The 21,940-nt window shown below is 67.5% G+C and carries 22 protein-coding genes; 14 read left to right on the top strand and 8 right to left on the bottom strand.

Translation table 11 applies throughout. The annotated features are described in order from the left end of the window. The first annotated feature begins 18 nt into the window (after nt 1-18). From ACEN2M_RS15770 to ACEN2M_RS15760, 3 genes are all read left to right on the top strand, one after another. Nucleotides 19-975 carry a DMT family transporter gene (locus ACEN2M_RS15770; protein ID WP_441649096.1) on the top strand — a complete coding sequence of 319 codons (957 nt, stop codon included), beginning with the start codon at nt 19-21 and terminating at the stop codon, nt 973-975. Nucleotides 976-1,015: 40 nt separating this feature from the next. Beyond that, nucleotides 1,016-1,810: a hypothetical protein gene (locus ACEN2M_RS15765; protein WP_441649095.1), complete on the top strand. Its 795-nt coding sequence runs from the start codon at nt 1,016-1,018 to the stop codon at nt 1,808-1,810. Nucleotides 1,811-1,884: 74 nt separating this feature from the next. Further along, nucleotides 1,885-2,304 carry a hypothetical protein gene (locus tag ACEN2M_RS15760; RefSeq protein ID WP_441649094.1) on the top strand — a complete coding sequence of 140 codons (420 nt, stop codon included), beginning with the start codon at nt 1,885-1,887 and terminating at the stop codon, nt 2,302-2,304. Here the strand turns inward: ACEN2M_RS15760 and ACEN2M_RS15755 are convergent. Further along, nucleotides 2,287-3,906, bottom strand: a complete 1,620-nt coding sequence (locus tag ACEN2M_RS15755; RefSeq protein WP_441649093.1) for an ABC-F family ATP-binding cassette domain-containing protein — start codon at nt 3,904-3,906, stop codon at nt 2,287-2,289. The genes ACEN2M_RS15760 and ACEN2M_RS15755 overlap by 18 nt on opposite strands. A 158-nt stretch (nt 3,907-4,064) precedes the next feature. Next, nucleotides 4,065-4,397 carry a DHCW motif cupin fold protein gene (locus tag ACEN2M_RS15750; RefSeq protein WP_441649092.1) on the bottom strand — a complete coding sequence of 111 codons (333 nt, stop codon included), beginning with the start codon at nt 4,395-4,397 and terminating at the stop codon, nt 4,065-4,067. Between the two features lie 82 nt (nt 4,398-4,479). On the opposite strand from ACEN2M_RS15750, the gene ACEN2M_RS15745 reads away from it, so the two are divergent. Next, complete coding sequence (locus tag ACEN2M_RS15745; protein ID WP_441649091.1) at nt 4,480-6,471, top strand: ABC1 kinase family protein; 1,992 nt, start codon at nt 4,480-4,482, stop codon at nt 6,469-6,471. Here the strand turns inward: ACEN2M_RS15745 and ACEN2M_RS15740 are convergent. Further along, nucleotides 6,428-7,024: a CGNR zinc finger domain-containing protein gene (locus tag ACEN2M_RS15740; protein ID WP_441649090.1), complete on the bottom strand. Its 597-nt coding sequence runs from the start codon at nt 7,022-7,024 to the stop codon at nt 6,428-6,430. The two genes, ACEN2M_RS15745 and ACEN2M_RS15740, sit on opposite strands and share 44 nt — an antisense overlap. A gap of 83 nt (nt 7,025-7,107) precedes the next feature. Between ACEN2M_RS15740 and ACEN2M_RS15735 the strand changes: the two genes are divergently transcribed. After that, entirely contained in the window at nt 7,108-8,073 is a 966-nt protein-coding gene (locus ACEN2M_RS15735) for an EamA family transporter (protein WP_441649089.1), read from the top strand. Here the strand turns inward: ACEN2M_RS15735 and ACEN2M_RS15730 are convergent. Next, nucleotides 8,070-9,557, bottom strand: coding sequence for an MFS transporter (locus tag ACEN2M_RS15730; RefSeq protein ID WP_441649088.1), 1,488 nt, complete (start codon nt 9,555-9,557; stop codon nt 8,070-8,072). The two genes, ACEN2M_RS15735 and ACEN2M_RS15730, sit on opposite strands and share 4 nt — an antisense overlap. 119 nt (nt 9,558-9,676) lie before the next feature. On the opposite strand from ACEN2M_RS15730, the gene ACEN2M_RS15725 reads away from it, so the two are divergent. Both ACEN2M_RS15725 and ACEN2M_RS15720 read left to right on the top strand, forming a co-directional pair. Beyond that, a complete protein-coding gene (locus tag ACEN2M_RS15725; RefSeq protein WP_441649087.1) occupies nt 9,677-10,327 on the top strand; it encodes a TetR/AcrR family transcriptional regulator in 651 nt (216 codons plus the stop codon). Between the two features lie 57 nt (nt 10,328-10,384). Beyond that, complete coding sequence (locus ACEN2M_RS15720; protein WP_441649086.1) at nt 10,385-10,570, top strand: YegP family protein; 186 nt, start codon at nt 10,385-10,387, stop codon at nt 10,568-10,570. Nucleotides 10,571-10,579: 9 nt separating this feature from the next. Here ACEN2M_RS15720 and ypfJ read toward each other — a convergent pair whose 3' ends face one another. Beyond that, complete coding sequence (ypfJ, locus tag ACEN2M_RS15715) at nt 10,580-11,464, bottom strand: KPN_02809 family neutral zinc metallopeptidase (RefSeq protein ID WP_441649085.1); 885 nt, start codon at nt 11,462-11,464, stop codon at nt 10,580-10,582. Nucleotides 11,465-11,517: 53 nt separating this feature from the next. On the opposite strand from ypfJ, the gene ACEN2M_RS15710 reads away from it, so the two are divergent. From ACEN2M_RS15710 to ACEN2M_RS15680, 7 genes are all read left to right on the top strand, one after another. After that, nucleotides 11,518-12,177 (top strand): hypothetical protein, encoded by a 660-nt coding sequence (locus ACEN2M_RS15710; protein WP_441649084.1) that lies wholly within the window; start codon nt 11,518-11,520, stop codon nt 12,175-12,177. Between the two features lie 151 nt (nt 12,178-12,328). Continuing rightward, nucleotides 12,329-14,809, top strand: a complete 2,481-nt coding sequence (locus tag ACEN2M_RS15705) for an AAA family ATPase (RefSeq protein ID WP_441649083.1) — start codon at nt 12,329-12,331, stop codon at nt 14,807-14,809. Next, a complete protein-coding gene (locus tag ACEN2M_RS15700) occupies nt 14,806-15,177 on the top strand; it encodes a hypothetical protein (protein WP_441649082.1) in 372 nt (123 codons plus the stop codon). Before ACEN2M_RS15705 ends, ACEN2M_RS15700 begins: the two co-directional genes overlap by 4 nt. A gap of 120 nt (nt 15,178-15,297) precedes the next feature. Further along, on the top strand, nt 15,298-15,978 hold the full coding sequence (locus tag ACEN2M_RS15695; protein WP_441649081.1) for a CG0192-related protein: 681 nt from the start codon (nt 15,298-15,300) through the stop codon (nt 15,976-15,978). A gap of 38 nt (nt 15,979-16,016) precedes the next feature. Continuing rightward, complete coding sequence (locus ACEN2M_RS15690; RefSeq protein ID WP_441649080.1) at nt 16,017-16,529, top strand: hypothetical protein; 513 nt, start codon at nt 16,017-16,019, stop codon at nt 16,527-16,529. Nucleotides 16,530-16,663: 134 nt separating this feature from the next. Then, nucleotides 16,664-17,314: an acetoacetate decarboxylase family protein gene (locus tag ACEN2M_RS15685; protein WP_441649079.1), complete on the top strand. Its 651-nt coding sequence runs from the start codon at nt 16,664-16,666 to the stop codon at nt 17,312-17,314. After that, a complete protein-coding gene (locus ACEN2M_RS15680) occupies nt 17,311-18,120 on the top strand; it encodes an SDR family NAD(P)-dependent oxidoreductase (protein ID WP_441649078.1) in 810 nt (269 codons plus the stop codon). The genes ACEN2M_RS15685 and ACEN2M_RS15680 overlap by 4 nt, the downstream gene beginning before the upstream one ends. A gap of 1 nt (nt 18,121) precedes the next feature. Here ACEN2M_RS15680 and trxA read toward each other — a convergent pair whose 3' ends face one another. From trxA to ACEN2M_RS15665, 3 genes are all read right to left on the bottom strand, one after another. Further along, nucleotides 18,122-18,505, bottom strand: a complete 384-nt coding sequence (gene trxA / locus ACEN2M_RS15675; protein ID WP_441649077.1) for a thioredoxin — start codon at nt 18,503-18,505, stop codon at nt 18,122-18,124. A 149-nt stretch (nt 18,506-18,654) separates the two neighbouring features. After that, complete coding sequence (locus ACEN2M_RS15670) at nt 18,655-20,697, bottom strand: glucose PTS transporter subunit IIA (RefSeq protein ID WP_441649076.1); 2,043 nt, start codon at nt 20,695-20,697, stop codon at nt 18,655-18,657. Between the two features lie 196 nt (nt 20,698-20,893). After that, nucleotides 20,894-21,916, bottom strand: a complete 1,023-nt coding sequence (locus ACEN2M_RS15665; protein ID WP_441649075.1) for an NYN domain-containing protein — start codon at nt 21,914-21,916, stop codon at nt 20,894-20,896. Between the last annotated feature and the right edge of the window lie 24 nt (nt 21,917-21,940).

Here is a 21,940-nt window from a genome sequence, read left to right as displayed (position 1 = left end):
CTGAAATAGGGTCTGGTTGTGCCCGTCCCGTTTATACCCACCGAAGTCACCGATGCGATCGTGCCCTTTCTCGATCCGGTTGCCCGCAAGAACCTCGGCATCGCCGTCGCGCTGGCCGGCACGGTCTTCCTGGCGCTCGGCGCACAACTGCAGCACCGCGGCGTGGGTAAGGCCTCGCAGATGCGCCCGGGCGATCAGCAGAAGATGAGCCTCGGCCAGCTGTTGGCGCTGCTGCGGCGGCCATCCTGGCTGCTCGGCACCCTGCTGCTCGGCTTCGCCATCGTGCTGCAGCTCACCAGTCTGGGCCTCGCTCCGCTGCTCGTGGTGCAGCCGCTCGGGGTTGCCGCCCTGGTGCTCTCCACGGTGGTGGACTCCCGCCTGGCGCACACCAGGCTGGACGGCACCGTGCTGCGCTCGGTGGCCCTGTCGGTGGGCGGCATCGTCGTCTTCGTCTCGATCGCCGCGGTCTACGCCACCGACCGGCCCATCCAGCCGCCCCAGGTGGTGATCATCCTGATCCTGCTCGGCGTGGTGCTGATCGCCTGCGGCCTGATCTTCACGCTCCTGCACGCCCGCCTCACGGCGGTGGCCTACGTGCTCGGTGCCGGGGTGCTGTACGCCTTCGTCGCCACCCTGGCCAAGCTCACCATCACCCAGCTGGTGGCCGGTGACCTGTCGCTGCTCACCCTGCTCTGTGTGGCGGGCATTCTCACCGCGGCGATCGTGGGCGGCGTGTTCGTTCAGATCGCCTATTCAACGGGGCCGCCCAATCTCGTGATCGCCGGTCTCACGGTGGTGGACCCGCTCGTGGCCGTCGGCATCGGCATTGTCGTGCTCGGTGAGGCGTCCGAGGCTCCGCTCTACGCGCTGATCGCGTTCGTCGTCGCCGGCGCGATCGCGGCCTGGGGTGTCGTGGGGCTGTCCAGGCACCAGCCGCAGTCCACGCTGGCAATCGCCTCCGAAAGCGCGCCCTAAACACGGAGGGCCCCCAGGCAACGTCGGTAGCATCGTGCTGATGTCATCCGTTCACTCCAAAACCAAGGTCGCCGGCCGGTGCGTCGTCGTCGCCGGATTCCTGGCGCTCGTCCTCACCGGATGCGGAGCCTCCGGCGTGGCGCAGACCAGTGCCGTGACGCCGTCAGAGGGCGACTCCGCCGAGGCCGTACCCGACTCCGCCGCCGATTCCAGCGCCGAACCCGCCGTCACCGAACCGGCCGGGTGCCCGGCCACGCCCGAGACGATGCCGGCCGGCGCGGTCAGCGCCGAGATCGCCGACGTGGACGGCGATGGCGAGAACGACACCGAGTGGTACGACGAGGCCACCGCACCCTTCACCTTCGGCATCACCACGGCGTCTGGGGCCACCGTCAGCATGGCCGACGACCTGGCCGGCCCCGGCGGGCACAGCGGCTGGACGGCGGCGCTGCACAACGGTGTCGTGGTGAGCGTGCTCGACGACGGCCGCCGGGCCACTCTGCACGCCCTGGTGGATTGCGGCTTCGTCACACCCATCGGCGTGGATGCCCGGCCGTACACCTTCGACATGCAGAACACGCACGACAACGGCACCGGGGTGGGCTGCCTCGAGGTGGATGGCGGCCTCGAATTGAACGGACTGCAAGTCACCCAGAACCGCGACGACAGCTTCTCCCTCATGGCCACCGGCATCACCGTCGCGGCGGATGGCCTCAGCGCCATCAACGGCTACACTGCCGTGTCTGCGTCCCTGCCCGAGGACGACCCCCGGGTGCACGAGGCGCAGACCTCCTCGTGCGCCGACGCGCCAGTGGTCAGCACCAGCGGACGCTGACCGCCTCGTCGTACTGTAGATACCGGGGGACCGGACAATCGCTGGCCGGTGCACGAGCGGGGGAGAGCGCGATCATGCATCGCTACGAGAGTGCCGGCCGGTCCATCGATGACCGCGTCGACGCGTCCGCGTCGGGGGCGGCCGTGCTGGTTCAGCTCCTGCCCGACTACGCCGGCACCGTGCTCTGGTGCCCGCAGCCCATCCCCTACGCCGCAAGCCATCTTGACCCGGCCCTGGTCACCGACCTGATCCGCTGGGAGATCGACTACTACGACGCGCTCACCGACGACTTCGGCTGGCGCAGTCCCGAGTTGGCCGCCGCGTTCACGGCCACGGGCATCGGCCTGGCCCTGCGGCTCGCCGTGCAGCTGGGCTGCGGGTTCGACATCGAGTTCGCGTCCTACGAGGCCGGGGTCGCCACCCGCCGGTTCCGCAGCGAATGCCCGGCAGACAACCCCCGCGCCACGGCCGCGTTCTCACCGCTGCTGCGCTGACGCGTCCCCCTCCGTGAGCCGGCCGCCGGCGTCCAGGCTGAGCCAGTGGGTGATGCCGAGCCGGCCGAGGAAAGCGTGGTCGTGGCTGACCACCAGCAGGCCGCCCCGGTAGGAGGCGAGCGCACCGACCAGCTGGTCGACGCTGGCGCGGTCGAGATTGTTGGTCGGTTCGTCGAGCACGATCAACTGCGCGGGCGGATCGGCCAGCAGCAGCCGGGCCAGCGACACCCGGAACCGTTCGCCGCCGGAGAGGCTGTGCACGGGCCGGCTCACGGCGTCCCCGCGCAGCAGGAACCGGGCCAATCGGTTGCGCAGTTCTCCCGGCGGCACCGCCGGGGCCGCCGCCGCCAGGTTCTCGAGGGCGCTGGCGTCGTCGTCGAGACCATCCAGGCGCTGGCTGAGGTAGCCGATCCGCCGGGTGTGGGCGATCGCCGTGGCGTGCCAGGGCCGGGCGGTCTCCGGGTGCACCAACGCCTCGAGCAGGCTGGTCTTGCCCACCCCGTTCGGGCCGGTCAACGCCACCCGTGCCGCACCGTGCAGCAGAAACCCGCGGTCGCTGCCGTGCAGCTCGGCCAGCCGTTTGCCGCTGGGCACCTGCGGGTCGGGCAGGTCGACGTGAATCGTGTCGTGTGAGCGCACCAGGGCGGATGCGTCGGCGGCCGCCGCGCGCGCATCCTGCACCTTGCCGTCGAACTCGCTGCGCAGCTTGCCCGCAGACACCTGCGCCGCCGACTTCCGCAGCCCCATCACGATCTTCGGCACTCGTTTGTTCTCGAACTCGCTGCGCGCGAACCGGCTGCGGTGCGCGAGCTTGGTTTCGGCCTCGATGCGCTGCTGCTTCTCTTTCTTCAGTGCCTGATCGGCAGAGCGCTGGGCCTGTTGCGCGGCGGCCTGCTGCCTGTCGAGGTGCTCGAGGAACGCGCTGTACGGCCCGCCGAACACGGTGAGGGCGCCGGCGTGCAATTCGGCGGTGTCGTCCATGAGTTCGAGCAGGGTGCTGTCGTGGCTCACCACGATGAGGGCGCCAGGCCACGACCGCACCAGGTCGGCCAGCCGGTGGCGGGCGGCGCCGTCGAGATTGTTGGTGGGTTCGTCGAGCACGGTGATCGGCGCGGCGCCGAGCCGGAGCCCCGCGATGGCGACCAGGATCGCTTCGCCGCCGGACATCTGCCCGACCGGCCTCTCGAGGTCGGCCTCGTCGAGCCCGGCCGACCGCAGCGCCGCACCGGCCGTGGTGGTGATGTCCCAGTCGTCGCCGAGCACGTCGAAGTGCCGTTCGGCCACGTCGCCGGCCTCGATGGCTCGCAACGCGTCGAGCTTGGCGCGCACCCCGAGCAGGTCGGCCGCGGTGGCGGAGACGCCCAGCGTGAGGGTCTGTGGCAGGTAGCCGACCTCGCCCGAGCGCACGACGCTGCCCGAGGAGGGCCGCAGCTCACCGGTGATGAGCCGCAGCAGGGTGGACTTGCCCGAGCCGTTGGCGCCGACCAGACCGGTGCGGCCGCGGCCGAAGGCGGCGCTGATGCCGGTCAGGGCGGTGGATCCGTCGGGCCAGACAAGGCCGACATCCGTCAGAAGAATAGTTGAACTGTGGGCCGTAGCCATGGAACTCCCTGTGTCAGTGCGGGCACTGACTCCGGAAGCCGCGGGCGCGGCCGATCGACGGATGTCAGCGCGTGAGCGCGAAACCGACGAGGATCTTCACTGGCTGAACCTGACTCTGAGGGGATGGGACGGGATGGGACCCGTCCAGTGTTGCACGTTCAATCGACGACAAACAAGCGGGCCCCGGTCGCGGTGCTCGAGCGGTGCGCCTCCATGTCGGTGGAGACGGCATAGCTCTCGCCGGTGGCGAGCAGGATGACCCGGCCGTCGTCGAGCTCGGTGCGCAGCGACCCCTCGAGCACAAGCAGCACGTGGCCGCGCGAGCACCAGTGGTCGGCGAGATATCCGGCGCTGTACTGGACCATGCGGGTGCGGGTGTCGCCGATCATGACGGTGCGCCAGGTGGCCTCGCCGGTGATGCCGGGGTGCACGGTGGCCTCCACCTCGCTCCAGGTGGTGACCGTGAACGGGAGCGCGGGGTTCAGGGGCATGGGTCCGATCCTAACCAGCCCGCGACTCTCCCGGCACAGCGCGGTAACCTGAGCGCCAAAGGGAGAGATTGCGGGGCACGGGTTGTTGGAATCGTTCTGGGCGTGGGTCGTCATCATCGCGATCGCTCTCGTTTTTTCCGTCGCCATCGGATTCGCCACCCGCTCGCTGCTCGGTACCACCGTGGGCTGGTTGCGCACCTTCCTGGTGGGATTCCTGGTCTTCGTGGGGTGCTGGCCGTTCGCCTATTTCGTCTCGACGCAGGCCCGCGTGATCGACGCCGACGGTTCGCCCACGGTGCCCCTGCTGGTCGTGCTGCTCTTCGTGGCGCTCGCGTTCGGCTGGGTCTTCGCGTTCGGCATGGCCGTGCTGGTGGGCACCGAGGCGCTCTGGCCCACCACCGCGGCCAACCCGATAGACGCGTTCCGGGCGGCGCTGCACCGGCGCCGGCGCACCAAGCGCTACCTGCAGATTCTCACCCTGCTCTCCAAACACGGCATCGGCTGGATCCTCAGCGAGAGGCCGGGCGCCCCCCGCGAGGTGAAACGGGGTCGCCGCACCCCGGATGCCCTGGTCTCGGCGATCAACGAGGCCGGCGTCACCTTCGTCAAGCTGGGCCAGCTGCTCTCCACCCGGCGGGACCTCCTGCCGGCCAGTTACACGCAGGCCCTCGCCTCGTTGCAGTCCGGTGCGACGACGCTGCCGTGGCCCGCTATCCGCACCGTGATCGAGACCGAGATCGGCGGCCCTCTGCACACAGTGTTCGCCCACGTCGACGAGCAGCCGCTCGCGGCGGCATCCGTCGCCCAGGTGCACGCCGGCACACTGCTGGACGGCACCAGGGTGGTGCTCAAGGTGCAACGGCCGGCCGCCGCGGCCCAGGTCGCCGCCGACATCGACATCATCGTGCGCCTCGCCCAGCGCATCGAGAACCAGACCAGCTGGGGACGGGACTTCGGCGTGGTGTCGCTGGCCGAGGGGTTCGGTCGGTCGCTGCGAGATGAGCTGGACTACCGCATCGAGTTCAGCAGCACCCAGCAGATCGGCAGCGTGGTGGAGGCATCGGCCGAGAAGGAGGTGCTCGTGGTGCCGCGGGTGTACGCCGAGGCCAGCTCCCGCCGGCTGCTCACCATGGACCTCATCGACGGTCTCCCGCTGAACGCGTCGGGGGAGCGGCTGGGCCGGATGGACCCCGAAGACCGGGCGGCGCTGGCCTCCGCCCTGCTGGACGCGGTGCTCGAACAGGTGGTCGTGACGGGCATCTTCCACGCCGACCTGCACCCGGGCAACCTCATGCTGCAGCCGGACGGCCGGCTGGGCATGATCGACTTCGGCAACGTCGGTGTGCTGGAGCGCAGCATGCGGGAGGGCCTGGTGACGCTGCTGCTCGCGGCGGCGAACGACGACGACATCGCCACGACGGATGCGCTGCTCCTGCTGGTCGAGGCGCCGCCGGATGCCGACATCCTCTCGTTGCAACGCGACCTGGGCCGCGTGCTCACCCTGAACCGGCACAGCGCGGACGGTTCGATCTTCGCCGCCATGCTCGACACGATCCGCGATCACCACCTGGCCGTGCCGACCTCGCTGGGACTGGCGCTGCGCTCGCTGATCACCCTGGAACGCTGCCTGGACATCCTCGACCCGGACTTCGACATGGTGGAGACGGCACTGGAGAGGGTGCCGCATTTCCTGCGGCGGCTGATCACCCCCAGGTCGTTCCTCGGGTCGGTTCAGGCGCAGGCCGCGGTGCTGCAGGCCACGGCCCGCCGGCTGCCCCGTCGGTTGGAGGCGATCAGCTCGTCCCTGGCCAAGGGCACCTTCAACCTGCGGATCCGCGCCTTCGCCGAGCCTGACGACAGATGGTGGATCGGCTCCGTGGTCACTGAGGCCGTTGGCACCCTGATCGGCATCACCGCCGTCTCCCTGGGCATCGTGCTGGTGGTCTCCGACACCGGCCCCGACCTGGTCTCCGGCGTGCGGCTGTTCTCCTTCCTCGGCGCCGCCATCGGGCTGGTCGGTTTCATCCTGCTCATCCGTGCCCTGCGCCAGCTGTTCCTGCGCGGCCCGAACTGACGCTCTCGCCGGCGGCCCGCTGACGGAAGGCGATGGTGTTCATCCGGTTGCCGCAGCGCACGCTGCAGAACCGCTTCGACCCGTTGCGGGAGAGATCCATCAGGATGCCGGCGCAGTCCGGTGCCGCACAGGTGCGCAACCGGCCGGTCTCGTCGGTGCGGATCACGTCGACCAGGGCCAGGGCCACCTCCACCCGGATGCGCTCGGCGAGCGGCGCTTCCGGGTCGGTGGCGTGCAGGTGCCAGTCGAGGTTGTCGTGGCGCATCAGCCGGGGCCGGGCCAGCGCCGAGAGCAGCATGGTGTTCACCTCGAGCGCCGCCTCGTCGCGGGGCAGGGTCCAGATGCGGCGCAGCAGGTCTCGGGTATCACGCACCTCGACCAGTTCGGCCTCGGTCCGATCCAGGCGGCCGGAGAAGCTGTGGGTCACAAAAAGCGCCGTCAGCTCGGCGGGCGTGCCGAGCTCGTCGAGCCCGCTCTTCGTCGCGCCGGCGACGGTGTTCGCGAGATCGACCGTGAAGGCCAGACTCGCCTCGGTGTCAGGGGCAAAATGCAAATTGACTCCTTACTCAAGACCACACTATCTTCGTGATCAGATCACCCACAAGCCCGCCGAACAGCCCGTCCGCCTGGAGTCTCATGACCCGCTCATCCACCTCGCTCGGCCTGGTCATCGCGGTCATCGCCGCGGCCACATTCGGTCTGTCCGGAGCGCTCGCCAAGCCCGTGCTCGAAAGCGGCTGGAGCCCCGCCGCTGCCGTGACGGTGCGGGTGCTGATCGGCGGCGTGGCGCTGGCCCCGGTGGCCGTCATGTCGCTCCGCGGCCGGTGGGCCGCGCTCTGGCGGGCCCGCTGGCGGGTGCTCGCGATGGCGCTGATCGGCGTGGCCGGCACCCAGCTGGCCTACTTCGCGGCGATCGAGCGCATCCCGGTGGGCACAGCGGTGCTCATCGAATACATGGCGCCGCTGCTGCTCGTCGGCCTGGCCTGGGCGCGCACCAGGAGAAGCCCCAAGGTCGTGGTGCTGATCGGCTCGGTAGTGGCCCTGGGCGGACTGGTGCTCGTCGTGTCACCGGGCGGCTCCGCCGGCTTCGACCTCTTCGGTTACGCGTTGGCCCTGACGGCCATGGTGGGCTGCGCGATCTACTATCTGGTCGCGGCGCAGCCCGGCGACGGACTCCCGGCCGTGGCGCTGGCCGGGTTCGGCCTGCTGCTCGGCGGGCTGGCGCTCGGCCTGGTCGGGCTGAGCGGCCTGGTGCCCTTCGAAACCTCCACCGCCGACGTGGCGATGTTCGGCACCGAGCTGCCCTGGGGGCTGCCGCTGCTGCTGATCGGCATCGTCGCCACCGCCATCGCCTACTCCACCAGCATCGCCGCCAGCGAGATGCTCGGCTCCCGGCTGGCCTCGTTCGTGGGCCTGCTCGAAGTGGTGGCGGCCACCTTCTACGCCTGGCTGCTGCTCGGTGAGCAGCTCACCGTTCCGCAACTTCTCGGTGGCCTGCTCATTCTCATCGGCATCGCTTTCGTGCGCTCCGAGAAGACCGACGCCGCCATCGAACCGGCCTCCGTGCCGCCCCTCGACCTCGACCGGCGGGCTCAGGGCTAGTGGGCAACCACCGGCTCGGCGTCGGCGGCGAGGTGCGCGTTCGCCAGCGACAGCCCGTGGCCCATCCGGCGGAACAGCAACGCGGCGATGACGGCGCCGACGGCGAAGAACCCGGCGCCCCACCAGTAGGCGGTGGCGTAACTGGTGACCGCGGCCTGCGCGGCTACCTCGGCGGTGGCGGGCAGGTGCGCGGCCACGTAGTCGGCGGCCGCGGTGGCGGCCAGGGTGTTCAGCAGGGCCGTGCCGATCGAGCCGCCGACCTGCTGGCTGGTGTTCACCATGGCCGACGCCACCCCGGCGAATTGCCGGTCCACGCCCAAGGTGGCGGTCTGCATCGACGCTGGCATGATCGAGCCCATGGCGAAGCCGAGGATCATCAGCGGCGGCAGCACATTGGCGGCGTAGCTGCTGTCGAGGTTGAGGTTGGTGAGCAGCACCATGCCGATCGCGCCGAGCGTCATGCCGAAGGGAACCATGATCTTCGGGCCGAACCGCGGCACGAAGATGTTGGTGGAGAGCTGCGCCGCGAGCACCAGCATCGCGATCATCGGCAGGAATGAGAAGCCGGTCTGCATCGGCGTGAAGCCGAGCGAAGCCTGCAGGTAGTAGGTGACGAACAGGAAGATGCCGAACATGCCCGCTCCGGCGATCATCACCGAGATGTAGGCGGCGCCGCGGTTGCGGTCGAGCACGATCGCCAGCGGCAGCAGCGGATGCGCCGCCCGGCGCTGCCAGAGCACAAACGCCACGAGCAGCACCACGGCGCCCGCGAGCATGCCCCAGGTCAGCGGCGAGTCCCAGCCATCCGTCTCGGCGTTGGAGAAGCCGTAGACCAGACCGAACAGGGCTGCGGAGACCAGGAGCGTGCCGGGGATGTCGAGCTTGGGCCGCGGGCCGGTGCGCTTGAGGGTGTCGACGAAGATGGTGGCGCCGATGACCGCGACGATGGCGATGACGACGTTGATGTAGAGGTTCCAGCGCCAGTCGAAGTACTCGGTGAGGAAGCCGCCGAGCAACAGGCCCACGGCGCCGCCGGCACCGGCGATCGCACCGAAGACGCCGAAGGCACGGGCCCGCTCCTTGGGGATCGTGAACGTGGTGGTGAGCACGGCCAGGGCGGTGGGGGCCAGCAGGGCACCGAACGCGCCCTGCAGGGCCCGGGCGGCGACGAGCCAGCCGAACGTGCCGGCCGCGCCGCCGAGGGCGGAGGCGATGGCGAAGCCGATCAGGCCGATGATGAAGGTGCGCTTGCGGCCGATCAGGTCGGAGAGCCGGCCGCCGAGGAGCAGGAGGCTGGCGAAGGCGAGGGAGTACGCGGTCACGATCCACTGGCGGTCGCCGTTGGAGAAGCCGAGGTCGGCCTGGGCGGAGGGGAGGGCGATGTTCACGACCGTGGAGTCGAGCACGACCATGAGCTGGGCGAGGGCGACCACGCTGAGGGTCCACCACCGGCGGGAGTGTGGCACGGGGATCGGTTTAGACATAAACGCGACTATATACGATACTCTGGAGTTCCGGATCTTAACGGTTCCTGAATTTACGCCCCGGTAACATGTGGGGGCACACAGAATTGATCCGCAACGCAGAAATGGAGATCGACGCAATGACGCAGCTCGAACCCAGCGCGGTCGAACCTGCCGTGGAAACCAAGCTGGGCCGCAAGCGTGACCTCACCCGCGACCCGGAGATCCTGGCCGCCGCGCTCGAGGTGCTCGCCGAGACCGGCTTCGACGGCATGACCATCGACATGGTCGCCGCCAGGGCCAAGGCCGGCAAGGCCACGCTGTACCGTCGCTGGCCCTCGAAGAACGAGCTCGTGATCGACGCCGTCGCCTGCATGAAGCAGGGCGACCTGGAGCAGTCCCGGCTGCCGGACACCGGCACGCTGCGAGGCGACCTCGTGGCGATGATCAAGCCGCGCTCCATCGAGGAGGGCGAGAAGAAGATGCAGATCATGGCCGGGCTGATGTCGATGCTCTCGGCCGCGCCGGAGCTCGCCGAGGCCGCCAACGCGGCCCTCGTCAAGCCGCGTGCAGAGGCGAACCGGTTCCTCATTCAACGCGCCGTCGACCGCGGTGAGATCTCGCCGGCCTGCGACATCGAAACGCTCTGCCTGGTCACTCCTTCCATGGCGGCCTTCCGCACGTTGATCGAGCGAAAGCCCGTGGACCGGGACTTTCTCATCTCGCTCATCGACGGTGTGCTGCTGCCCGCGGTGGGCCTGGCGCCCGGGGACCCCGGCCCGGCGCGGTAAGGTTGCGGCACCGGCCTCGTAGCCGGCGGAGTTCCATCTCGACGAAGAGAGCGTGTCATGTCCGGCAAGTATGAATTGACTGCAGACCGATCCGGTGGGTACGTCTTCAAGCTCAAGGCCCACAACGGCGAGGTCCTGATGACCTCGGAGAGCTACCAGACCAAGGCGGCCGCGCTGAAGGGCATCGAGGTCGTCAAGGCCGATGCCAAGGGCAGGGTCGTCGACCTCACCGAGCCGAAGTAGCGGCCCGACCTACAGCTCGGCGTCGGCGGCGGCGAACGTGTCGCAGGCCCCGGCCCCGTTCGTGTACCCGGTCTGGAACCACTTCTGCCGCTGCTCGCTCGACCCGTGCGTCCAGGTCTCCGGGCTCACCTGGCCCTGGGTCTTCTCCTGGATGCGGTCGTCGCCGATGGCGGACGCCGCGTTGAGCGCGTCCGCGATCTGGGCGTCGGTGATCGGTTCGAGCAGGCGCGTGCCGTCGGCATCCGTGGTCTCGGTCGCTGAGGCGAGCCACGCGCCGGCGTAGCAGTCCGCCTGCACCTCGACGCGCACGGCGTCGGAGGTGGGGCCGGTCTGCGAGGTGTCGGCGGTGCCGAACGTGCCCGCCAGGTTCTGGATGTGGTGGCCCCACTCGTGACCCACCACGTAGAGCTGCGAGAGCGGCCCTGCGGTGGCGTCGAACTGGGTGCGCAGCGTGTCGTAGAACGCGGTGTCCAGGTAGATCTGCTGGTCGGCCGGGCAGTAGAACGGCCCCACGGCGCTCGTGGCCGATCCGCAACCGGTGTCGACCCCGTCGACGAACAGGTGGATGTTGGGGGAGACGTAGGAGATGCCCAGGGCCGGCGCCTGCTCGGCCCAGTAGTCCTCGAGCGAGTCGCGAGTGAGGCCCACCCGGCACTCCACATCAGCGTTGGCCTCTACGCCTGTTTCGCAACCGGTGAGCGCGGTGGTTTCGCTCTGGCTGCCGCCGCCGCTCGTGCCGCCGCCGAGCAGGCCGGATAGGTCGACCCCGAGCAGCTGGGAGAGCAGCACGATGGCAACGAGGCCCAGGCCTCCACCGCCCACGGCGAGGCCGGTGCGGCGGCCGGATTTGCGCACGCCCTTGCCGGAGTACTTGGCGTCGTCGTTGAAAGTCATTCCTAGACAATAAATGATTGCCGCCGGTGGCGCCCGCCTGCCACACTTCGGTCATGAGAATCTCGGGGCTCCTTGTGCTCGCCGGCGTCTCCGTCGGCCTGCTCGCCCTGGGCGGATGTGCCGGCAGTTATGCGCCGGGAGCCGGCTCTGCGGCCAACCCGGGCTCGTTTCCCCGCCCCGCCGCCGCCGGTGAGGTCCTCGCGCAGGCCACGGTGCTGCAAAAAGACGGCGAGCAGCCCCAGCTCTGCCTGGGCGGAGTCGCAGAGTCATACCCGCCGCAGTGCGGCGGACCGCCCATCCTCGGCTGGGACTGGGCGACGGTAGACCAGTCCGAGACGGCATCCGGCGTCACCTGGGGCAGCTACGCCATCACCGGAACCTGGGACGCCGCCGCGTTCACGGTGACCCAACCGCCCGTCCCGCTGTCGCTCTACGACCCGCTCGCGCAGGTGGATCCCCGGCTCGACGAGGCCACCCCTGGCCCGAGTGAGGAGAGCACCCTGCTGCGCCTTCAGGATGAGCTGCACGCCGCCGAGTACAGCCCGACCACATTCTCGGACTGGTCCGAGGCGCCGATCCTGTCCGATTGGACTCAGAACGGCTACCTCTGGGTCTCGGTCATCTACGACGACGGATCGATCCAACGCTTCTTCGACCAGCAATGGGGCGAGGGCGTCATCATCGTGCAATCTGCCCTCTTGACTGCTAAGTAGGCCAAGAACGACTCTCAGCCGTCCATGTGCTCCCCTAACTGGGGCAAGTGATTCGGACCCCGCGCTGACACTGTTGCTAAGTGGGGCCGGCCGAAATTCATCGGCGGTGGGGGTGCGGCATGAGAGTGCTCGCCAGAATCGAAGACGACAAATGACAGTAGCAATAACAGGCTTGAATAGCTCGCCGGTGAACGAGTTGGCGATGTGTACTTTCGACGACCTTCGTAAGGCAATTCTTGCCAAGCAAGAGGCTGCGAGAACGGACGGGGCTAGCTGGACTCAGCTGCTGGAGGTCGTCAATGAGTTGTCGGCTCTTCCTGCTTCCGCGGAACTCGAGCTAGTGACAGGGCAGAAATGGTCACTAGTGCAAGTGACAATCGCCAATTTTCGCGGAATCACCGGACAGCTCGATCTTGAGTTTGACCCGCGGCCGGGGATTACTGTACTCCACGGTCCGAACGGCGCGGGCAAGTCGAGCATCAGCGATGCAATTGACTTTGCTCTGAGCGGCCTTCTTCCAGTGGCAGCAGGTGGCACGGCAGGCAATGCTGCGCTTTGGGAACCCATACCCCTTTCTCGAAATGCGACCAGTTCCAAAGTCTCGCTCACTCTCGCATCCGGTGGCCGGAGGCTCCGTCTTCAATGCTCTATAAGTTCTGCTGGACAAGCGGAAGCCCACTCAGCGGAGCTAGATGAGGGCGCAGGCTGGATACCGATTGTGCTTGACCCATCTTGGCGGGCCGCGATAGCCAGTCATCAGCCGGTGTTTGCGTACGCGTCATTGGAGCGCCGCGTGCAACTGAATAAGCACCTAAGAGACTATTTTGAGCAGCTGCTTGCGCTGGGTGGCTGTTTCACCGCGCTCAAGGAGACCATCGAGGATCGCAATCGGGTGTCGTCGTATTCGCTTGCTCAGTGGAAAGCCGCTAGAGACTCCGCGATGAAAGACGTTGTGCTCGTCGAAGCGCAGTGGACCGAAGCGGATGCACCAGCTGTACGATCAGCTACTTCACCGTCGATAAATGAAAACATCGACGAGTGGCTTGCGAAAAACTGTCTCGACGAGAGTGGTGCGCGAGCCGAGTCCATTCCCCCAGAGGCGCGTTCTAGTCTCTCGCATGTCGCGGACAGGTTATCAAAGGCGATTGCCATGCTTCAGGACGCGAGCGAGACCACTCATCAGGGACTTGCGCAGTCTCTGGCTTCGTTGGAAGCGGACGCCGTCCGTCTTCACTTGGATGAGCCGCAGTGCCCGGTCTGCGGTTCACATGACGCTGCGTGGCTCGCATCATTGCAGGCCACAGTCGCAGAGCTCAAGAGCCATAGCGTGCTGCGAGGCGAAGTTCAGACTGCGTGCGGGCTGTTGATGGATTCCGTACAGGAGTATCTGCGCCCGTCGCTCGCCGTCCGACTATTCGATCTACCGACCAACAAATACCACGCGACTCGAAAGGAAGGCCAGGCTGCGCTGTCTAGCTTCGAGGTGAGCACGAGATCGCAGGGGATTAGCGCGCATTATTCAGTCCTAGCCTCGGCGAAGATCCTATGTGACTGGATTCTCTCGACCTCAGGATTGAGCATGATTGACGAGGCCGTCGCGCAAACCGACCGCTTGAAGCAGTTGGCGCTGGAGCGGACCCGCGCCGTGAACGACTTCGTTCGAGTCTGGCGGACAGAACAAGATTCGGGCTCAAGCGCGTTGTTGTGGGCAGCCACTGCCAAGCGAGTCGAGGAGCTTCGGGGGCAGCTGAGGAAGGAGCGTACAGCGGCTTTGGCGAGCAAGGCCAGTGCTCGCGTGCAATCTCTGTTGGGCGACGTTGGTATGCGTATCGACGGACTCACGGTGCAGTCGCAAAAGGCCAGCCTCAATTTGGTGGATTCTGCCGGCAACGTTCTCGAGCTTGGCATGCTCAGTGCAGGGCAGCGAAATGCCGTGCTCCTTGCTCCACTCCTCGCCTCCGTCGACGCTGGACCGTTCAATTTCCTTGTATTGGACGATCCCGTGCACGCATTCGATGAGTTGCGGATCGATCGTTTAGCCGAAGCTCTCGCGGTCATGGCGCAATCCCGACGGGTGATTGTGTTGACACACGACGAGCGGCTTCGAGAGCACGTTATGGCGCGGCCGATTCAATGTGATGCGCGACTTGTCAGTCGGTCGATCGGCGGCGGCACTGTGACTGTTGAGGACAGCAGTCATTTCTGGGAGCAGCTGCTGAAGGATGCTGCCGTGGTGCTACAGATGAGTACAAATACCGTTGTCGATGGCTTGACTACCACTGACACGGTGAGGGGACTCTGCCGCCAGAGCGTCGACAACGCGCTCCGCTCATTTGTCGTTCTTAATGCGGTCACCAATTCGCGCGACACTGAAGCAGATGTCATCCAGCTGGACGAAGTGGACAAGACCAGCGACCGTCTGGCAGTCGCTGAGCAACTTTGGGTTGCCGCCGCCGGGCAGAGCAATCCCGTGACGCGAGCTCGCCAAGCCTGCAAGGACTATCTCCTGGATTGGAATAAGGCCGTCCATGGAAATGTCCCCGTCACGGTGGTCTCCCGGGTGGAGATCGATGCCGCACGTTCTGCATGCCAAAGCCTGAGCGCCCGTATGGAGAAAGACTCGATCAAATGAGCGGCCTTTCTGTCAGCACTGTGAGTCGAGTTCGCGTACTGGACATTAGACAACGCCTGGAAAGCGTTGCAGTCAACGCCTTCGATGACGCTTGTAGACCAGGAAAGGCTGGGAAACAGAACCAAATTTCAAACCGGCTCGCCTTTATCCTCGTCACCCGCCAGGAAACCACGCCGTTAGAGGAGCTCTACGGTCTGCTGGGGCTCGCGCGGCACGCCTACGCAAAGACGTCCGATGTTCTACATGGCCGTGGCGGAATGGTCAACGTTCCACCAGTGATGATTGACGAATGGGAAGCGACTGTGAGGCGGCTTGAAGCGATAGAGGAACAGTCCTCGAGATCAGTGTCGGTTGGGGACGCGGCTTGATCGATATGTCCGTAGCGCCCTTCAAGTTGATGCAATTCAAGCCCCCGGAGCGGAGTCCATCTCGCCTCCGAATTGCCCATTCGGAGACCGTGGCATTGGCCCAGCTCTAGGATCGGTGGCATGGCCCTCCTTCACAAAGCAGACATCACTCCGACGAAGATCGAACTGCTCACCACCTGGGTGCCCACCCAGCCGTGGTTCGCCGGCGAGGCAGGAGTGAGCGTCACGAACGTCGCTGCCTACCGCTTCGACGACCCCGACGGCGAGGTCGGTATCGAGACGATTCTCGTGCGGGCGGGCGACGGCCCCCTGCTGCAGGTGCCCGTCACCTACCGGGATGGCCCGCTCGCCGGCGCTGAGGCCGCACTGATCACCACCATGCAGCACACCGTGCTCGGCAAGCGTTGGGTCTATGACGCCACCGGCGACCCGGTCTACCTCGCCGCCGTCGCGACGGCCGCACTCACCGGCGGGCACCAGGCCGAGTTGACCATCGAGCTAGACGGCCAGATGGTCGTGCGCGAACCCACCGCGGTCGTGGCCGGCAGCGGCGCGCCAGGCGGCCCGGCGGTGACCGCGCCCGCGGTGGCCGACATCACCATCCGTCACGAGGCTGGCGTGACCACCGTGGCTGCCGGTTCACTGCGGCTGGTCGTGGCGCGGGTGCTCGGCGACGACGACGTGCTGGCACACCGGGCCGACGGCTCAACCAGCCACGAACTGCTGGCCGGAACCTGGCCGGAGCAGCCCGCCCTGCGCGCGCTCGTGCTGGTCGAGCAGCTCGCGGACGCTCGCGACTGACTCCACTCGGCCCTAGATTGTCCCTGGGGGAGAAACACATGACGAGATACCTGACGCGAACACTGCACGCAGCTCTGCTGACCGGCGTGGCAGCGCTGCTGCTCAGCGGATGCTCACCCGCGGCCGGCAACACGCCCGCCGCGTCGGCATCCGCGACGCCGACGCCCACGGCAACCGCGACGCCCACGGCAACGGCGACACCCACGGCAACGGCGACACCCACCGCGACGCCGGACGCGCCGGTCCTGGAGGACCTGCATCAGGCCTACGTGGCCGCGGGGCTGCCCTGCGAGTGGAGCGTGACCGAGAACCTGATGACCGGGTCGACCCAGTCCGGCGGGTGCCGAGACAGCGAGAACAACATCAGCATTTTCGCCACTCAGGCGGACGTCGACGCTCTGCTCCAGTTGAACACCGACAGCATCGAACCCGGTCTCTTCCTCGTCGGTGACCGGTGGGTCGTGGGCAGCGAGCACCCCGAAGACCTGATCACCGCGCAAACCGTCATGGGCGGCGCCCTCTGGCCGGGCGACTCACCGTTCTATGGTTGACCTCGACGAGCCGGGCCCGCCGTGTCCGGCCTGCGGCACCGAGATGGCCCCGGATGGTGTGGACACCGCGGAGGGCCTCGAGTCCTGCCACCGGTGTCCGCGGTGCAAGCTCGTCATCGTCTGAGGGAGGCCCCGTGACCGACAGCACCGAGTATCCGCCCGAGCCCTGGTATCTCGGCGGGTCGCTGAACGTGTCGGTGTTCCTGGTGCCGGCAGCCAGCCTGCCCGCCGGCTTCGAGTTGCCGAATGGACGGCGTGCGCTGCGGCTGGGCTCCAAGGTCGTCGTGGGGGTCGCCTCGGTGCGCTACCTGCCCGGCGGGGTACTCGACTACGACGAGTTGCTGGTGGCGGTGCCGAGCCTCGGGCGCGGTGGCCTGCGGGTGACGATCCCACAGATCTGGGTCGACAGCCCCACCTCCGTGCGCGGCGGCCGCGAGCTCTGGGGCATCCCCAAACACCTCGCTGTCTTTCGCCAGCGTGACCGCAGGGGGGTCACGAGCATGACCATGTCGGTCGACGGTGCCGCTGTCGCAGCCCTCCGCGCGCGCCGCGGGCTGCCCCTGCTGCCCGGGATGCGTCAGCTCGCGCTGCCGATTCTGCAGAACCTCGACGGCAGGGTGACGCTCTCGCACAACCGGGTCGTCGGCCGGATCGCGGGCCTCCGCGCGGCCTGGCATTTCGCCGCAAACGGCCCGCTGGGCTACCTGAGCGGGCGGCGGCCGGTGCTGAACATCGCCGTGCACAACGCGGCAATCATCTTCGGCATGGATGTGACCCGGTCATGACCGCAGGCCCGATCGCGGTCATCACGGGCGCGGCCGGGGGGATCGGCCGCCAGGTTGCCGCCGACCTGCTTGCCCGCGGCTACCAGGTGGTGATCGGCGACCTCGACCTGGAGGCCACCCGGCGCACCGCTGGCGAACTCGGCGGGGCGGTGACCGCTGTGCGCCTGGACATCACCGATCGTGCCCTCGTGGCCGAGACCATCGAGGTCGTGGAGAGCAGCATCGGTCCGATCGCCGTGTGGGTGAACAACGCCGGCATCATGCCCACCGGCGCGTTCGCCGGCCAGGAGGTCTCCCTGGCGCGCGCCGTGATCGACGTCGACTACGCCGCCCTCGTGGAGGTGACCGCGGCCATCCTGCCCCGGTTTCTGGCCCGCAATGCCGGCACCCTGATCAACCTGGGCAGCGCCACCGGGCTGAAGCCGCTGGCCGGCCTTGCCGTGTACTCCGGGGCGAAGGCCGCCGTGATCGGCTTCAGCGACGCCCTGCGCCGGGAGCTGCGCGGCACGGGGGTGCGGGTGCGGGTCATTCTGCCCAACCTGGTGACCACCCCGATGGGCGCGGGCATCACCCCGCCGCGGTTGTCACCGGCGGTCAGCCCGGAGCAGGTGAGCCGGGCGGTTGTGCGGGCGATCGACCGCGGACCGTTCGCCGTAACCGTGCCGAGGGTGCTCGGCCCGGTTCTTCGGGTGTCCCGCCTGCTGCCCACACCGGTGCAGGACTGGCTGGACGACCGGATCGGAACGGACCGCATCGGTCTGGGCGGTGATCCGGCCGCTCGCGCCGCCTACCAGTCGGGCCTGTAGGTCACGCCTGTGCCGCGGCCTGCGCTGCCTTCTGCTCCGCCACCTGGCGGTGCACATCGGTCATGTCCAGCGCCTTGACCGCGGTGACGACCTGCTCGAGGGCCGCGGGCGGCAGGGCTCCGGGCTGGGAGAACACGAGCACGCCCTCACGGAAGGCCATCAGCGTGGGGATGGACTGGATGCCGGCGGCCGCGGAGAGCTGCTGCTCGGCCTCGGTGTCGACCTTGGCGAACACCACGTCCTGGTGCTGCTCGGACGACGCCGCATAGGTGGGCGCGAACTGCTTGCACGGGCCGCACCAGTCGGCCCAGAAGTCCACCAGAACAATGTCGTTGGCGGACAGGGTCTCGCCGAAGGTGGTCTCGGTCACGTCAATGGTGCTCATAGGGCTCTCCTTGCTGAAGCTGTCGGGGACGAACTCGTAACAACGGTAGCCGCCGCCCGGGTATTCCACGAGGCATGGCGGGCAACACAAAAGGTGGGCAGAGAATGTCTCTGCCCACCTTCTGGCGTGCGGGGTGGTGCGGTGGCGTGTTACTTGGCGGTGACCGTGAGCAGTGCGTCTCCGACAGACACGTGGCCGGTTGCGGCCTGGTCGATGGAGCCGAACTTCTTCGGGTTCGTCACGAGCACCGGGGTGACCAGCGAGTAGCCGGCTTCCTCGATGATCGCGCGGTCGAAGGTCACCAGCGGGGTACCCGCCTCGACCCTGTCGCCGGCCTTGACCTTGACGTCAAAGCCCTTGCCGGCCAGGTTCACGGTGTCGATACCCACGTGAATGAGCATCTCGATGCCACCGTCGAGCATCAGACCGAAGGCGTGGCCGGTCGGCTGAGCGACCAGGACCTTGCCGGCAGCGGGAGCGTAGACGGTGTCTTCGGTGGGGTCCACGCCGACGCCGAGTCCGACGATGCCCTTGCTGAACACGGGGTCAGGCACATCGACGAGCGGCACGACGATTCCGGCGACCGGCGAACCGATCGTGGCCAGAACGGTGGCGACCATGGTGGCCGTGCCGCCGGCGGCGGGTGCCGTAGCGGCATCCGTGCTGGTGGCAGCGGCAACGGGAGCCGCGACGGGAGCGTGCTTGGCTTCTTCCATGGCGGTGTCCTCGGCGAGCTGAGCGGCCGCTTCGGCCTTCTGCTCGGGCGAGAGGTAGCCGGAGAGGATCACGAGGATCATCGCGGTGAAGAACGACGCGGCAACGGCGATCGCGTACAACGGGATGTTGTTGAACGCGGGGATGGTCAGCAGCGAGGTGAACACGAACGCGTTGGTCGTGACGCCACCGCCGAGGCCGATGATGACACCACCGACGAGGCAACCGACGAGCATGCGCGGGTAGATGCGCTTGAACCGCAGGTGGATGCCGTACAGCGACGGTTCGGAGATACCACCGAGCAGGCCGGCGGCAAGTGCACCGGTTGCGGTCTGCTTCATCTGGCTGTTCTTGGCGCGAATGGCGAGGAAGAGAACGCCGGCGGTGGCACCGAAGCAGGCGAAGTTCCAGGCGCCCATCGGGCCCTGGATGAAGTCATAGCCGAGGGACTGGATGTTCAGCAGCATGACGGCGTTCAGCGGCCAGTGCAGGCCCAGCGGAACCATGAACGGGTAGGCCAGCGGGATGACGATCGCGAAGATGAGCGGAGAGAAGTCGTTGATGGACTTGAGGAACTCGCCGATGGCCGCTCCGCCGAAGACGCCGATCGGGCCGATGAGGAAGGCCGTGACGGGGATCATGACGAGCATGGAGAGGAACGGCACGAAGATCAGCTGCACGCTGGCCGGGATGACCTTCTTCAGGCCCTTGGTGAGGAGACCCAGAACTGCCGCCATCAACAGCGGCGGGAAGACCTGCGAGCTGTAGTCGGTGACCGTCAGCGGCAGGCCGAAGATCGACACGATCGCGGCCTTGCCGTCGAAGACGGTCTGGGCGTTGTCGGAGGCGGCCAGGGCGGAGAAGCCCGGCAGCATGACGACGGCCATGATGCCGAAGCCCACCCACGGGTCGGCGCCGAGGCGCTTGGAGGCGTTGTACGCGACCATGAGCGGCAGGAAGACGAACACGCCCTGCCACATCAGGTTGATGAAGGCCCAGCCGGGTTCGAGCTCGACGCCCGGGGCGTTCCAGGCGGGGATGACGCCGAGGGTGGCCATCAGCGCCATGAAGGTGATGAAGAGCGAGGCGCCCAGCAGTGCGCCCAGGATCGGGCGGAAGGAGTCGGACAGCACCTCGAAGAAGGTGTCGAGCCCGGCGAACTTGCCGCGGGGGCCCTTGGCCCGCTCGGCGGCCTTGATGTCGTCGGCGCTTTCGCCGGTGCCGATCTTCTTCATCTCCGGCAGAGCCAGGATTTCGTTGTAGACGGTCTCGACGGCTCCGCCGATGACGACCTGGAAGCGGTCGCCGGACTGCGGGACAGCGCCCAGGACCGCGGGAATGGCTTCCACGGTTCCCTGGTCGATGACCGATGCGTCCTTGAGCGTGAAGCGCAGCCGGGTCGCACAGTGAGTGAGCGCGACGACGTTACCGGCTCCTCCGATGCTTTGAATGATGTCTTTAGCGGGCGAGGACGCCACGTGGATCTCCTTACGGGTGCGGGTGCCAAGCGCGTGGTTCCCGCTTGGCACAGCTCAGCGCATACCGGGTTGGTCGGCTGAGAATGTGCTGTCAAATTTCGCACACCAGACGAATTTACACGGTTGGTGCCGAGCCCGCTGGGCCGTAGGTCCCACTACGGGGAGATAGCTTCGCGCGCGGGCAACGCGATTCGGCTCAGTGCCGGGCGTTTGCCTCGGGGCGCAGCCGGATGAGTCGCTGCGAGCCGTCCTCGGCCAATTCGGCCAGATCGCTGCGCGAGGAGAGGAAGTCCGTGAAGGAACGGAAGCCGAGCGGCTTCTCGTTGAAGGACGGATCCATCCGCCGCATCTGGTTCTTCACAGTGCCCGTGTTCAACCATTCGTCGTCGTCGCCCTTGGCATGGCCGATCTGCAGGGCGCGCACCAGGAGCTCGGTTGCGAGCGACTGCGGGTCGATGTCCTCGGCCTGCTCCGGCTCGTCGTAGGGGGAGTCGTCGGTGTGCGAGAACATCGGGATCGTGGTGAGCTTGCGGGCCGTGGCGGCCGGCGGTGCGGGTTCCACCTCCACCGGTTCGACAGCCCGGCGGCCGCCCTTGGACTTGTCGGCCCGGGGCGTCTCGGCGTCCGCGGTCGCGGCGACCTTCACGATGCCCGGCAGCGAGTCGTAGTCCTCGAATTCGTCGCACGCGGCGGCCAACGAGGTGCTGGTGGATCCGGCGACGCCGATGCCGACGACGAAGCGGCCCAGCCGCTTGGACTTCTGGGCGAGGGCGATGTAGTCGGAGTCGCCGGCGATGATGATCACGTGGGTGAGGTCGGGCAGTCGAAAGAGGTCTTCGACCACGTCGACGGCCAGCCGGATGTCGGCGCCGTTCTTCGTGCCCCGGGTGGTGGTGGTGAACAGCTGGGTGAGGTCTACCGCGCGGCTCATCAGCTGGCGCTGGTAGCTCGCGTTCACAGGCACAGACCAGTCGGCGTAGGCACGGTTGACGACCAGGGTGCCGAACGAGGCGGCGAAGTCGATGATGGCGTTGAAGTCGACCGTCGCCGCGGCCAGCCGTGCCGCGATCTCGGGGTCGGCATCCCGGCTCGTCTTGTCGAAGTTTCGGATGCCGTCACGCTGGAAAGCGTTGCGGCCGTGCAGCTGCTGGTAACGCGAGATGACGATGTTGTCGAAGTCGATGTAGAGGCCGACGCGTGCGTCGTTAGGTTCGGTCATGGTGAGCTCCTTAGTCGCCAACGG

The sequence above is a fragment of the Cryobacterium sp. W22_MBD10_FK3 genome, from assembly GCF_052113745.1.
Taxonomy (GTDB): domain Bacteria; phylum Actinomycetota; class Actinomycetes; order Actinomycetales; family Microbacteriaceae; genus Cryobacterium.
The sequence above is the reverse complement of the archived record's forward strand: the minus strand, read 5'-3'. Positions and strand labels throughout refer to the sequence as shown.

Excerpts from the sequence above, each read along its gene's own strand:
- ACEN2M_RS15725 (WP_441649087.1), top strand. The coding sequence starts at position 9,677 with ATGACGCAGCTCGAACCCAGCGCGGTCGAACCTGCCGTGGAAACCAAG.
- ACEN2M_RS15750 (WP_441649092.1), bottom strand. The coding sequence starts at position 4,397 with ATGCCCCTGAACCCCGCGCTCCCGTTCACGGTCACCACCTGGAGCGAG.
- ACEN2M_RS15690 (WP_441649080.1), top strand. The coding sequence starts at position 16,017 with ATGACGAGATACCTGACGCGAACACTGCACGCAGCTCTGCTGACCGGC.
- ypfJ (WP_441649085.1), bottom strand. The coding sequence starts at position 11,464 with ATGACTTTCAACGACGACGCCAAGTACTCCGGCAAGGGCGTGCGCAAA.
- ACEN2M_RS15680 (WP_441649078.1), top strand. The coding sequence starts at position 17,311 with ATGACCGCAGGCCCGATCGCGGTCATCACGGGCGCGGCCGGGGGGATC.
- ACEN2M_RS15765 (WP_441649095.1), top strand. The coding sequence starts at position 1,016 with ATGTCATCCGTTCACTCCAAAACCAAGGTCGCCGGCCGGTGCGTCGTC.
- ACEN2M_RS15705 (WP_441649083.1), top strand. The coding sequence starts at position 12,329 with ATGACAGTAGCAATAACAGGCTTGAATAGCTCGCCGGTGAACGAGTTG.
- trxA (WP_441649077.1), bottom strand. The coding sequence starts at position 18,505 with ATGAGCACCATTGACGTGACCGAGACCACCTTCGGCGAGACCCTGTCC.
- ACEN2M_RS15755 (WP_441649093.1), bottom strand. The coding sequence starts at position 3,906 with ATGGCTACGGCCCACAGTTCAACTATTCTTCTGACGGATGTCGGCCTT.
- ACEN2M_RS15735 (WP_441649089.1), top strand. The coding sequence starts at position 7,108 with ATGACCCGCTCATCCACCTCGCTCGGCCTGGTCATCGCGGTCATCGCC.
- ACEN2M_RS15665 (WP_441649075.1), bottom strand. The coding sequence starts at position 21,916 with ATGACCGAACCTAACGACGCACGCGTCGGCCTCTACATCGACTTCGAC.
- ACEN2M_RS15720 (WP_441649086.1), top strand. The coding sequence starts at position 10,385 with ATGTCCGGCAAGTATGAATTGACTGCAGACCGATCCGGTGGGTACGTC.
- ACEN2M_RS15700 (WP_441649082.1), top strand. The coding sequence starts at position 14,806 with ATGAGCGGCCTTTCTGTCAGCACTGTGAGTCGAGTTCGCGTACTGGAC.
- ACEN2M_RS15710 (WP_441649084.1), top strand. The coding sequence starts at position 11,518 with ATGAGAATCTCGGGGCTCCTTGTGCTCGCCGGCGTCTCCGTCGGCCTG.
- ACEN2M_RS15760 (WP_441649094.1), top strand. The coding sequence starts at position 1,885 with ATGCATCGCTACGAGAGTGCCGGCCGGTCCATCGATGACCGCGTCGAC.
- ACEN2M_RS15730 (WP_441649088.1), bottom strand. The coding sequence starts at position 9,557 with ATGTCTAAACCGATCCCCGTGCCACACTCCCGCCGGTGGTGGACCCTC.
- ACEN2M_RS15695 (WP_441649081.1), top strand. The coding sequence starts at position 15,298 with ATGGCCCTCCTTCACAAAGCAGACATCACTCCGACGAAGATCGAACTG.